This window comes from Streptomyces sparsus (assembly GCF_054776295.1).
Genome location: NZ_BAAHCA010000068.1, coordinates 1 through 11,858, shown reverse-complemented (window position 1 = coordinate 11,858; position 11,858 = coordinate 1). Strand labels below are relative to the sequence as shown.

At 71.4% G+C, this 11,858-nt stretch carries 9 protein-coding genes and 1 rRNA gene; 5 read left to right on the top strand and 5 right to left on the bottom strand.

The window, feature by feature from the left end; genetic code table 11:
• Positions 1 to 175: 175 nt before the first annotated feature.
• From ACYVE9_RS06730 to mtnA, 4 genes are read right to left on the bottom strand one after another with little or no spacing between them, the layout of a single operon-like run.
• The gene (locus tag ACYVE9_RS06730; RefSeq protein ID WP_461026802.1) at positions 176 to 2,005 is read right to left on the bottom strand and encodes an LpqB family beta-propeller domain-containing protein; all 1,830 of its coding nucleotides are present in this window, start codon (positions 2,003 to 2,005) and stop codon (positions 176 to 178) included.
• Positions 1,995 to 3,905, bottom strand: coding sequence for an MtrAB system histidine kinase MtrB (mtrB, locus tag ACYVE9_RS06725; protein WP_461026801.1), 1,911 nt, complete (start codon positions 3,903 to 3,905; stop codon positions 1,995 to 1,997). Before mtrB ends, ACYVE9_RS06730 begins: the two co-directional genes overlap by 11 nt.
• A 1-nt stretch (position 3,906) precedes the next feature.
• Complete coding sequence (gene mtrA, locus ACYVE9_RS06720; protein ID WP_461026800.1) at positions 3,907 to 4,584, bottom strand: two-component system response regulator MtrA; 678 nt, start codon at positions 4,582 to 4,584, stop codon at positions 3,907 to 3,909.
• The gene (gene mtnA / locus ACYVE9_RS06715; protein WP_461026799.1) at positions 4,581 to 5,693 is read right to left on the bottom strand and encodes an S-methyl-5-thioribose-1-phosphate isomerase; all 1,113 of its coding nucleotides are present in this window, start codon (positions 5,691 to 5,693) and stop codon (positions 4,581 to 4,583) included. The genes mtrA and mtnA overlap by 4 nt, the downstream gene beginning before the upstream one ends.
• A gap of 110 nt (positions 5,694 to 5,803) precedes the next feature.
• On the opposite strand from mtnA, the gene ACYVE9_RS06710 reads away from it, so the two are divergent.
• From ACYVE9_RS06710 to ACYVE9_RS06690, 5 genes are read left to right on the top strand one after another with little or no spacing between them, the layout of a single operon-like run.
• Positions 5,804 to 7,033, top strand: coding sequence for a DUF7544 domain-containing protein (locus tag ACYVE9_RS06710; RefSeq protein WP_461026798.1), 1,230 nt, complete (start codon positions 5,804 to 5,806; stop codon positions 7,031 to 7,033).
• A 4-nt stretch (positions 7,034 to 7,037) separates the two neighbouring features.
• Positions 7,038 to 7,730: a DUF4129 domain-containing protein gene (locus ACYVE9_RS06705; protein WP_461026797.1), complete on the top strand. Its 693-nt coding sequence runs from the start codon at positions 7,038 to 7,040 to the stop codon at positions 7,728 to 7,730.
• Complete coding sequence (locus tag ACYVE9_RS06700) at positions 7,727 to 8,974, top strand: DUF4350 domain-containing protein (RefSeq protein ID WP_461026796.1); 1,248 nt, start codon at positions 7,727 to 7,729, stop codon at positions 8,972 to 8,974. The genes ACYVE9_RS06705 and ACYVE9_RS06700 overlap by 4 nt, the downstream gene beginning before the upstream one ends.
• Positions 8,971 to 9,936 (top strand): AAA family ATPase, encoded by a 966-nt coding sequence (locus ACYVE9_RS06695; protein WP_461026795.1) that lies wholly within the window; start codon positions 8,971 to 8,973, stop codon positions 9,934 to 9,936. Before ACYVE9_RS06700 ends, ACYVE9_RS06695 begins: the two co-directional genes overlap by 4 nt.
• A 13-nt stretch (positions 9,937 to 9,949) precedes the next feature.
• Positions 9,950 to 11,260, top strand: coding sequence for a DUF58 domain-containing protein (locus ACYVE9_RS06690; protein WP_461026794.1), 1,311 nt, complete (start codon positions 9,950 to 9,952; stop codon positions 11,258 to 11,260).
• Between the two features lie 354 nt (positions 11,261 to 11,614).
• On the opposite strand, the gene rrf is transcribed toward ACYVE9_RS06690, so the two are convergent.
• Positions 11,615 to 11,731, bottom strand: a 5S ribosomal RNA gene (gene rrf, locus ACYVE9_RS06685).
• Positions 11,732 to 11,858 lie beyond the last annotated feature (127 nt).

The following is an 11,858-nucleotide window of genomic DNA, read 5'->3' as shown; positions in this document are numbered from 1 at the left end:
CGGACGCGCCGCACCCGCCCTGCCCCCAGCAGGTCGGCGCACTCCGGGCACAGACCGGCCCGTGGGGCGCCGCAGCCCGCGCAGTCGGCGGGCAGCACCAGATCTGCCAGTTCCTGCCACCACTCCCGCAACACGGTTCCCCCCACGCCGTCCGCCCTGTCGGCGGTGGCCGCGCTCAGCCCGGGTAGACCGGCGCGGACCCCTTCTTGGTCACTTCCTGCCAGTCGGCGTCCCGGGGGAGGCGGACGATGCCCTCCTCGGAGTCGGCCAGCAGCGGCTTCTCCTCGTCCTCGGAGGCGGCTATGCCCTTGACGTTGTTGACACCGGGCAGCTTCGGCGGCGTACCGGCCGAACCGTCGGTGGAGATCACCCGCAGCCGCTGCACGCCGCCGGACTCCTTGCCGACCACCACCATGCGGCTGCCGCCCGCCCAGGAGGCGGCGACGACGTTCTCCAGCGACGGCGCCACCGGGCGCAGCCCCGTCACCTTCACCACCGGCCGGCCCTCGGCGTTGTTCTCCCGCTCCACCCGGCCGAGCTGGAGCGTGGTGAGGTCGTCCTCCCGGACCAGCAGGGCGATGCGGGTGCCGTCGGCCGACAACCGCAGCGACTCGATGCGGCCCGATCCGAGGCCGGGCACCTCCACCTGCTCGGCGTCGCCGCGTCCGCCGCGCAGCCGCAGCAGCCGCTGCTGCTGCGGATCGCGGTCGGCGACCCACAGGTCGCCCAGACCGTCCCAGCTGGGGGCCGTCAGGCGGTCCCGCTCCTTGAGCGCGTCACTGTTGAGCACCGGGTCGTCGAACTGGACGTCGGCGGACAGCGGATCGACGTACAGCGACCTGCCGTCCAGGGAGACGCCCGCGCCCATGCCCTCGTCGCGACTGACCCCGACCGAACGGAAGGGGACCTCACCCTGGCCGAAGGGCCCACGCACCGGCACCGCGCTCTGCTGCTCCTCCTCCAGCGCGACCACCCGGTGGGCGTCGTCGATGAAGTACTGGCGGGACGCCAACCCGTTGAGCAGCCCGGGTGAGTACACCTCGGCGTCCTCGTCGCTCTGCTCGCAGAGCAGGCGGCCCTCGCGGTCGGTGAGGCCGACCCGCTGCACCCGGGTCGAGGACTGCTGGTCGACGGTGTGCAGCAGCTGGGCCGCCATCCGGACGCACTGCCGCTCGTCGACGTTGACGCGGCCCTCCTTGGCACCGCCCTGAAGCCGCACCTCCAGGCTGCCGGAGTCGTCCAGGGCCAGGCTCCGGCCGGGGACCAGGCGCACCCCGGAGGGGAAAGCGGTGCTCACCACCGGGCTCAGCCAGTCCGTCGGGCCGGCGAGCAGCGAGCTGACCGTCTCGGTCACCGGGTCGATGCGCCTGCGGAGGTAGACCGGGTCGGCCACCAGGACATTCCGGCCGGAGGGCACCGCCGCCGCCTCGGGCCCGAGATTGGCGAAGTAGTAGGTGTTGACCGACCGGTAGATGCGCTGGAAGTCGGCCTCCCCGACCACGAGCCCGTCCGGCAGCCGGTCGATCCGCCACTCGGTCTTGGCCCGGGTCAGGTGGAAGACCTCGCGGTAGGTGCCCTTCTGCGGGGTGTAGGCGTTCTTGACGTCGACCTCGGCCACCCGCCGGCCGGTCACCTCGATGCTGAGGCCGCTGCCGTCCCGGTCGGCCCGGATGCCGTCCGAGGGCAGGTCGGGACCGCCGGCCACGACCGTGGTGCTGGCGAACGGGTCCCAGCGGCGGGACTCCGCCGCGGTGAGGTACTTGCGGGCGGTGTCGAAGTTGGCCTCGTCGCTGGTGGTCGCTTCGAGAAAACCACGGACGATCTGCGCGGGCTGCTGCCCCTTCTGCGGGCTGACACCGAAGACCCGGACCTGGGAGTCGCCCTCCGCGCGACGCGGTGACTCGATGCGCTTGACCTCGCCGTCCGACGGGATGGAAGCGCAACCGGACAGCAGCAGCACGCACGCCGCGAGCACGGCGACGGCACGGCGGCGGTCAGTCCTCATCGTGTTTCTTCTCCTCGGCGGGACGCTGCCCGGTGTGGTCGGAGCCGGCGGGCACCGACGCCTGCCGTGCGGAGGTCTCGGCCTTCCGGGCCTCCTGCCGGCGTCGCGAGTCGTGGGGCTCCAGCGGAATGGGCGAACCGCGCAGCACCTCCCCGCCGGTGCTGGGCAGGGTCAGACGGAACTGCGAGCCGCCGCCCGGTTCGCCCCACGCCTGGAGCCAGCCGCCGTGCAGCCGGGCGTCCTCGACGGCGATGGAGAGCCCCAGGCCGGTACCGCCCGTGGTGCGGGCACGCGCCGGGTCGGCCCGCCAGAAGCGGTCGAAGACGCGCTGCGCCTCACCCGGCTTCAGGCCGACGCCGTAGTCCCGCACGGCGATGGCGACGGCGCCGGGACCGACGGCGAGACGGACGACGACGTCCCGCCCCTCACCGTGCTCGATGGCGTTGACCACCAGGTTGCGCATGACCCGTTCGATGCGGCGGGCGTCCGCCTCGGCCATCACCGGCCGCTCGGCGCCGCGGACCACGACGCGGGTGCCCTTGGCGTCGGCGAGCGGCTCCGCGGCCTCCACCACGCGGTGCACGACCTCCCGCAGGTCGATGGGCGCCGCTTCCAGCGCCGCCGCTCCCGCGTCGAACCGGCTGATCTCCAGCAGTTCCGCCAGCAGCGACTCGAAACGGTCGAGCTGGCCCAGCAGGAGTTCGGCGGACCGGGCGGTCACCGGGTCGAACTCGTCACGGGCCTCGTAGATGACGTCGGCCGCCATCCGGACCGTGGTCAGCGGGGTGCGCAGTTCGTGCGAGACGTCGGAGACGAACCGGCGCTGCATCCTGGACAGCTCTTCCAGTTGGCTGATTTTCGTCTGCAGGTTCTGCGCCATCTTGTTGAACGCCTCACCGAGCCGGGCGATGTCGTCCTCACCGGTGACCTTCATACGCTGCTGGAGACGGCCGGCCGCGAGCCGCTCGGAGATGCCGGCGGCCATCCGCACGGGGGTGACCACCTGGCGGACGACCAGCCAGGCGATGGCTCCCAGCAGCACCACCACGAACAGGCCCGCCGTGGCGAGCGTGCCCTTGACCAGCGACAGCGACTTCTCCTCCTGGCTGAAGGGGAAGAGGTAGTACAGCTGGTACGGGTTGCCGTTGGCGTCGTTGAGCCGCTTACCGATGATCAGTGCCGGTTCGCTGCCGCCACCGGTCCGCACGATGCGCCCGTACTGCTGGTGGGTGACCGCCTGCTGGTCCAGTGTCTGCCGCAGCTCCGGGGTGACGCTCTCCTCCGGGCGGACGTCCCCCGAGGCGCGGGGGCCGCGTGTGTTGGTGGTCTCGTCGCCGACGAAGGGCGTCACGTCGTCGTCGGAGCTGAGCGCCACCACCGAGTAGACGCCCTGGCCGCCGCTCGCCAGCTGCTGGACCAGCTGCGTCAGCCAGGCGCCGGAGTCCAGCACGCTGCGGCTGGGTCCGGCCTCGCTTTCGGCCTCGCCGCTGGCCGCGCTGTCGGCCAGCTCGGTCGCCACCGTGAATCCGCCTGCCGCCTGGCTCTGGGCGGCCTGCTGCTTGGCGTCGAGCAGGCCGTTGCGGACCTGCCCGATCACCACGAGCCCCAGCAGCAGCACCACGGCGAGCGACATCAGCAGGGTGGCGGCGACCACGCGCAGCTGGATGTTGCGCCGCCACAGGCGCAGGGCGGGGAGCAGCGGACGCCGTACCCAGCGCACGAACATCCGCACGACCGGGTGGGCGCGGCTGCCCGTCGCGCCCTCCGAGAGCAGCCCGTCGGAGAGCAGGTACCCGCTGTGGCGTACCTGCCTGATGACCGACAGCGCGGACTTCTGGTGGTTGCCCCGTTCCGCCTCCTTGTCCGTTCTCCTGGGCGGTACGGAACCGTGCTGTGACATGTCAGCCTGGTCCGGCCTTGTACCCGACGCCGCGCACGGTCACGACGATCTCCGGCCGCTCCGGGTCCTTCTCGACCTTGGAGCGGAGCCGCTGCACGTGCACGTTGACCAGGCGGGTGTCAGCCGCGTGGCGGTAGCCCCAGACCTGCTCCAGCAGGACCTCCCGGGTGAAGACCTGCCAGGGTTTGCGCGCCAGCGCGACCAGCAGGTCGAACTCCAGTGGTGTCAGCGCTATCGACTGACCTTCCCGTTTGACGGAGTGACCCGCCACGTCGATGAGCAGGTCACCGATGGTCAGCTGCTCCGGCGCCGGCTCCTCCGAGCGGCGCAGCCGTGCCCTGATCCGCGCTACCAGCTCCTTCGGTTTGAACGGTTTCACCATGTAGTCGTCGGCGCCGGACTCCAGCCCGACGACCACGTCGACCGTGTCGCTCTTCGCGGTCAGCATCACCACGGGAACCCCGGACTCGGCCCGGATCAGCCGGCACACCTCGATGCCGTCCCGTCCGGGCAGCATCAGGTCCAGCAGAACGAGGTCGGGTTTGGTCTCCCGGAAGGCGGCGAGCGCCTTGTCCCCGTCCGAGACGAACGACGGTTCAAAGCCTTCGCCGCGCAGCACGATGCCGAGCATCTCTGCCAGTGCGGTGTCGTCGTCGACGACAAGGACGCGTCCTTTCATGCGTTCATCATCCCATTACCCGTTCGTGATGTTCTTGCTGGTGAAGTGGAACACAGCTCGGCAAGGCCCGCGCGGGTCACCGGCGACACCACACCGGCCTCGGTGACCAGAGCGGTGACGAGCTCCGGAGGAGTCACGTCGAAGGCCGGGTTGTAGGCCTGAGCACCCAACGGCGCGACGGACATCCCGGGCGCCACCTCCGTGACTTCGTGTCCTGATCGTTGTTCCACCTCGATCGCGGACCCCTCCTCCGTCGCCAGGTCCACCGTGGTTCGCGGTGCCACCACGATGAACGGCACGTGGTGGTAGCGGGCGAGCACGGCCAGCGGGTAGCTGCCGACCTTGTTCGCCACCGATCCGTCAGCGGTGATGCGGTCGGCGCCTATCAGTACCGCGTCCACCTCCCCGGCCGCGAAGAGCGACCCCGCCGCCGAGTCCGTGAGCAGCGTGTACGCCATCCCCGCTCGCGCGGCCTCGTAGGCGGTGAGCCGGGCACCCTGGAGCAGGGGCCGGGTCTCGTCGACCCAGAGACGCCGCAGCTCACCGGCCCGGTGCACCTCACGCACCACGGCGAAGGCGGTGCCCTCACCGCCGGAGACCAGCCGCCCGGTGTTGCAGTGCGTGAGAATGCGGTAACCGCCTCCGGACAGCAGCTCACGCAGCAGCTCCGCCCCCGCCGCCGCCATACGCGAGCTGGCGTCGGCGTCCTCCCGGTGCAGGGCCTGCGCCTCCGCCAGGGCCGCCGCGGCGCCTCCCGCGACGTCGCCGCTCCCGCCGAGCCCACTGCGGTAGGCGTCAGCAGCCCGCCGCACACCGTGGGCGAGATTGACAGCCGTGGGCCGCGCGCCGGTCAGTTGTCCGGCGGCCTCCTCCACGTCGAAGCCGCGTGCCGCAGCCAGCGCGACCCCGTACGCGCCGGCGATCCCCAGCAGTGGAGCGCCCCGGACGGTGAGGGAACGAATCGCCCCCACCAGCGCGGGTACGTCTGTGCAGATGAACTCGATCTCCTCGTGTGGAAGCCGCGTCTGGTCGAGCAGCACCACCACGGGCCCCTCTGGCAGCTCCTCCCATCGCAGAACCGGTACAACCCTCGCCTCGTGATCAGCCATTGCCACAGTCTGCCCGTTCGGCCACTGCTCGGGCAGGGGCCGGTACATCCGAACGCGCAGCGTGGCACGATGGCAGCCAACCAGTGCTCCCCAGACCGAGGTGAACCGCAGTGAACGAGTCTCCGGGCTGGGCCTCGCCCGGGTCTTCCCCCTCCGAGCCCTCTGGCGACCAGGACCGCGAGAACACCACTTCCGGTGGCGCGGTTCCGCCTCCTCCGCAACAGCAGCAGCCCACCGGCTGGTCGGCGCAGCAGCCGCCCACCGGCGGACCGAGCGGTTGGGGCGCGGCTCCCCCGCCGCCAGGCGCACCGGGAGGCTGGCAGCAGCACTGGCAGCAGGCTCCGGCCGCCAAGCCGGGAGTCATCCCGCTGCGCCCGCTCGGCGTCGGCGAGATCCTCGACGGCGCGGTGTCGACGATGCGCGCCCACTGGCGACCCGTGCTGGGCATCTCGCTCGGGGTGGCAGTGCTGATCCAGCTCGTCTCCACCCTGGTCACCGGACTCTGGTTCCGGGACCTCGGCAGCCTCAACAACCTGCAGAACAATCCCGAACCCTCGCTCTCCGAGGTGATGGACGCCTTCAACGGCACCCTGGCCAGCCAGAGCATCCCGATGCTGACCACGATGATCGGCACGGTCATCGCCACAGCGATGCTGACCATCGTGGTCAGTCGCGCCGTGCTGGGCAGGTCGGTGTCCATCGGTGAGGCCTGGCAGGACTCCCGGCCGCTGCTGCTCAAACTGCTGGGGCTCTCCCTGCTCGTCCTGCTCATCGTCACCGCCGCGATGGTGGCGGGGTTCCTGCCCGGCATCCTGGTCGGCTTCGCCTCCCCGGCGGCGGGTGTGATGTTGATGCTGCTGGGCGGCCTCGCCGGTGTGGTCGTCGCCGTCTGGCTGTGGGTGCGCTACTGCCTTGCCGCACCGGCCCTGATGCTGGAGCGGCAGGGAGTGGTCACCGCGCTGCGACGCTCCGCCAAGCTGGTTCGCGGTTCCTGGTGGCGCATCTTCGGCATCCAGATGCTCACCCTGCTGCTCGTGATGGTCATCAGTTTCATCGTGTCGATCCCTACCGTCGTGGTCGCCACCGTGGTGGGCGGCGACAGCACGGGCAGCCTGCTGACGGGAGCACCGACCGCCCTGACCTGGCCGTACCTCATCGTGAGCGGGATCGGCGCGGTCATCACGTCGGCAGTCACGCTGCCGTTCAGCGCCGGCGTGGCGGCACTGCTGTACATGGACCGACGCATCCGGCGGGAAGCACTCGACATCGACCTGGCGCGAGCCGCCGGCCTGCCGGACGACAGCGGCGACCAGCCGGGCCGTCCGGCCCCCGGACACTGATGCGATGACCGCGGCGACAAGCAGCGCGGCGGTGCGGCTGCTCTCCTCCGAGGACGAGGTGCCGGTCACCGTCGGCAGGGAAGCAGCCCGTGAGGCAGCCCGACGCGAGCTCTCCGAACCGAAGTACCACCAGAACGATCCCGGTCTGCTGGAACGCGCCCTGGACTGGGTGTGGGACACGATCGAAACGCTGCTCTCCTCGGCTGCCGGGGTGACTCCCGGCGGCTGGGTGGGCCTGACCGTCGTCGTGCTGCTCCTGGTGGCGCTGCTGGTCGCGCTGCGGCTCCACCTCGGGTCGGTGCGCGCTGCCACCTCCGCGACCAGCCGCGGGGTGTTCGGTGACCGGCCGCGCACCGCGGCCGAGTACCGGGCCGCGGCGGAAGGCCACGCCGAGAAGGGCAGTTGGGGAGAGGCCGTGCAGGAGCGGATGCGGGCCGTCGTCCGCTCGCTGGAGGAACGCGCCCTGCTCGACCCCCGCCCCGGCCGGACCGCCGACGAGGCAGCCGCGGAGGCCGGGCGGGTACTGCCCGACCAGAAGGACCAACTGCGTTCTGCCGCGCTGGCCTTCGACGAGGTCACATACGCCGGACGCCCCGCGAACGCCCAGGCGTACACCGCCCTGCGGGAGTTGGACACGGCCGTGCAGAAGACCCGACCGGACACCACCGGGTCCCTGCCGGCAGGAGACCGCGCATGACGGCCCCCGCCGCACCGGCCACGGCGCAGGCAGCGCAGCAAGGTTCGCTGTCCCCCGACGCCCGTCAGCTGTGGACCCGTTCGCGCGGTGTGCTGGCGGCTCTGCTGGTACTGCTGATCGCCGGCGTGGTGCTCGCCGTACTGCGCTCCGGCGAGCAGTACGGCCTGCTCGACCCCCGATCCCCCGACCGCTACGGAAGTCTCGCCACCGCGGAACTGCTCCGACAGCGCGGCGTCGACACCAGCGTCGTGACCACCTCCGCGGAGGCGGCCTCCGCCGTCGGCCCCGACACCACGCTGCTCGTCGCGGCCCCCGACCTGCTCACCGACCGGCAGCTCCGCGCCCTGCGCGCGGCCACGTCCGGCAACGAGGGGCGGACCGTGCTGCTCGCTCCTGGCCCGGCCGCCACGGAACAGCTGGCGCCCCGGGCGCGGGTGGTGAACCGGGTGGAGGTCACCACCCGCTCCGCCGACTGCGACGCGCCCTTCGCCACCCGTGCCGGCGACGCCGAGCTCGGCGGCTTCACCTACACCACCTCCGCTGACGCGGTCGACTCCTGTTACCCGGCCGACGACCTGCCCACCCTGCTGCGGTTGCCGGACTCCACCGGCAGGGGTGACACCGTCATCCTCGGCGCCGCCGACCTGCTCCACAACCACCGCCTCGACCAACGCGGCAACGCCTCGCTCGCCCTTCAACTGCTCGGCTCCCGACCGCATCTCGTCTGGTACCTCCCCTCTCTGGCTGATCAGTCCCCGCAGGAGTCCGACCAGAGCGTGGCCGAACTCGTCCCCCCGGGCTGGCGCTGGGCCGCCCTGCAACTGGCTGTCGCCGCCGTGCTCGCCGCGCTGTGGCGGGCCCGACGACTGGGCCCTCTCGTGCCGGAGCGTCTGCCCGTCACCGTGTACGCCTCCGAAGCGACCGAAGGACGCGCCCGGCTTTACCGGCAGGCGAACGCCCGGGATCGCGCCGCCCAGGCCCTGCGCAGCGACGCCCGCGCCCGGTTGGCGTCCCTGGTCGGTGTGCCTGCCGCCCGCGTCGACAGCGCCGACACGCTCACCGCTGCGGTGGCCGCGCACACCGGGGACGACAACTCCACCGTGCGGGCGTTGCTGTTCGGGCCACCGCCCCCGGATGACGACGCCTTGATCCGCCTGGCTGACGAGCTCGACGGCCTCCGCTCCCGCATCGCCCCCTCTTCGTTCCCGTCCCCGTCCCCGAAAGACAAGGACCGCCCCTCGTGAGCGCCCCCTCCGCCGACAGTTCCCGTGCCGCCCTCGAGTCGCTGCGGAGCGAGATCTCCAAGGCCGTGGTCGGTCAGGACTCCGCCGTGACCGGCCTGGTGGTCGCCCTGCTGTGCCGGGGCCACGTGCTTCTGGAGGGCGTGCCCGGCGTGGCGAAGACCCTGCTCGTGCGCACGCTCGCCGCCGCGTTGGATCTCGACACCAAGCGCGTCCAGTTCACGCCCGACCTGATGCCCAGCGACGTCACCGGTTCACTCGTCTACGACAGCCGCAGCGCGGAGTTCTCCTTCCAGCCCGGGCCGGTGTTCACGAACCTCCTGCTGGCCGACGAGATCAACCGGACGCCTCCCAAGACGCAGGCGTCCCTGCTCGAGGCCATGGAAGAGAAGCAGGTGACGGTGGACGGCACCGCCCGGATGCTTCCCGAACCCTTTCTGGTCGCCGCGACCCAGAACCCCATCGAGTACGAGGGCACCTATCCCCTGCCCGAAGCGCAGCTGGACCGCTTCCTGTTGAAGCTGAACATCCCCCTGCCCTCCCGCACCGACGAGGTCGACGTGCTCACCCGGCACGCGGCGGGCTTCAACCCCGGCGACCTGGAATCGGCGGGCGTACGCCGTGTGGCCGGCCCCGCCGACCTCCAGGCAGCTCGGGCAGCCGTCGCGAAGACTGCCGTCTCCGATGGGATCACCGGCTACATCGTGGATATCTGCCGAGCCACTCGTGATTCCCCCTCACTCACTCTTGGTGCCTCCCCCCGCGGGGCCACCGCACTTCTCTCCACTGCCCGCGCCTGGGCCTGGCTGACCGGCCGCGACTACGTCATCCCCGACGACGTCAAAGCCCTCGCCTTGCCCACCCTGCGACACCGGGTGCGGCTTCGGCCCGAAGCAGAGATGGAAGGCGTGACGGCCGACAGCGTCATCGACTCGATCCTCGCCCACGTTCCCGTCCCCCGCTGAGACGGCCCGGACCATGGCACTCACCGGGCGAACCGCCCTCATCGCCGCTCTCGGCACGCTGCTGGTCGGTTTTGTGCTGCCCAGTTGGTCCGGCCTGCTGGCAGTGCAACTCCCCCTTCTGCTCGCAATTCTGTACGACCTCTGGCGAGCCGCGCCAGTGCGAACACTCCAGTTCACCCGTTCCGGTGATACATCAGTTCGACTCGGCGAAACGGCCGATGTCCATCTCACCGTGCGGAACTCGGCGGGACGGGTACTGCGCGCCGATCTGAGGGATGCGTGGCCGCCCAGCAGCTGGCAGCCGGGGGAAGACGCCTCGGCGTCGCGCCACCGGCTCACGGTGCCGTCCGGCGAACTCCGCCGGCTCACCACCCGGCTGCGACCGACCCGCCGCGGTGACCGCACAGCCCAACGCGTCACCGTTCGATCCCACGGGCCGCTGGGCCTGGCGGCGCGGCAGGGCAGCCACGCCGTGCCGTGGACCGTCCGGGTGCTGCCACCGTTCACCAGCCGCAAGCACCTGCCTTCCCGACTGGCGCGGCTGCGAGAACTCGACGGCCGCACCAGCGTGCTGACGCGCGGCGAGGGCACCGAGTTCGACGGCCTCCGCGACTACGTGCCGGGCGACGACTCCCGTTCCATCGACTGGCGGGCGACCGCGCGCCGCTCCGAACTGGCCGTCCGCACCTGGCGGCCGGAACGCGACCGCCACATCCTGGTAGTCCTGGACACCGGCCGTACCGCCGCGGGGCGCGTCGGTGACGTGCCCCGCCTGGACGCCGCGATGGACGCGGCACTCCTGCTCGCCACACTCGCCACCCGGGCCGGTGACCGCCTGGACCTGCTCGCCTACGACCGCCGGGTGCGGGCCTCCGTGCAGCGGCGTACCGCCGGCGACGTACTGCCCGCCCTGGTCAACGCCATGGCCCCGCTGGAGGCGGAGCTCGTGGAGCTCGACGCCGGCGGCATGGCCTCCGCCGTGCTGCAGAGGGCGCCTCAGCGATCCCTCGTGGTGCTGCTCACCGCCCTGGACGCGTCGCCCGTCGAGGAGGGCCTGCTGCCGGTCCTGCCGCTGCTGAGCCGTCACTATTCGCTGCTGGTCGCCTCGGTGGCCGACCCGCGCATCGCGGAGATGGAAGCGGCCCGGGGCACGGTGGACGCGGTGTACGAGGCTGCGGCAGCGGCCCGGACCCGATCAGAGCGCCGCCACACCGCCGACCGGCTCCGCCGGCACGGAGTGACCGTCGTCGACGCCGCTCCGGACCAGCTGGCTCCCGCCCTGGCGGACACGTACCTGGCCCTGAAGGCCACCGGGCGGCTCTGACACCACGGCCCGCGGCCCGTCTTGGCGCTCTTCGCGTCGTGCCGGCTCTTCCAGTCGGCTGCACACCACCGCTGGAAGAACGGGCCCGGGTTACACGACGAGCCGCGCCGCCACGGGGTCCCGACTCCGGTACCAGGCGCCGACGGGGCCGAGGTACACACGACGCCACAGGGCCCACGGGGAACACGCGAAACGGTTCGGCACCGCCCGCCGGCCGGCGACCGCAATCCCCGCCGGACCGCATACCCGGAATGTTCTCGACGCACATCCACGGACTTCTTGCCCGAACACGCACATGTGCCCGAACGCAGGAAAGCCCCGCTGGTTTCCCAGCGGGGCTTCCCCACAATAATTGTTCGGCGGCGTCCTACTCTCCCACACGCTCCCGCATGCAGTACCATCGGCGCTTAAAGGCTTAGCTTCCGGGTTCGAAATGTAACCGGGCGTTTCCCTCTCGCTATGACCACCGAAACCCCATGAAACACCAGACCCCCTCCGCACCCCATGGCCACACGGGTACGAAAAAGGACGCTGGTTGTGGTTTCAGAACCAACACAGTGGACGCGAGCACCTACGGACAAGCCCTCGGCCTATTAGT

Excerpts from the sequence above, each read along its gene's own strand:
- ACYVE9_RS06730 (WP_461026802.1), bottom strand. The coding sequence starts at position 2,005 with ATGAGGACTGACCGCCGCCGTGCCGTCGCCGTGCTCGCGGCGTGCGTG.
- mtrB (WP_461026801.1), bottom strand. The coding sequence starts at position 3,905 with ATGTCACAGCACGGTTCCGTACCGCCCAGGAGAACGGACAAGGAGGCG.
- mtrA (WP_461026800.1), bottom strand. The coding sequence starts at position 4,584 with ATGAAAGGACGCGTCCTTGTCGTCGACGACGACACCGCACTGGCAGAG.
- mtnA (WP_461026799.1), bottom strand. The coding sequence starts at position 5,693 with ATGGCTGATCACGAGGCGAGGGTTGTACCGGTTCTGCGATGGGAGGAG.
- ACYVE9_RS06705 (WP_461026797.1), top strand. The coding sequence starts at position 7,038 with ATGACCGCGGCGACAAGCAGCGCGGCGGTGCGGCTGCTCTCCTCCGAG.
- ACYVE9_RS06700 (WP_461026796.1), top strand. The coding sequence starts at position 7,727 with ATGACGGCCCCCGCCGCACCGGCCACGGCGCAGGCAGCGCAGCAAGGT.
- ACYVE9_RS06690 (WP_461026794.1), top strand. The coding sequence starts at position 9,950 with ATGGCACTCACCGGGCGAACCGCCCTCATCGCCGCTCTCGGCACGCTG.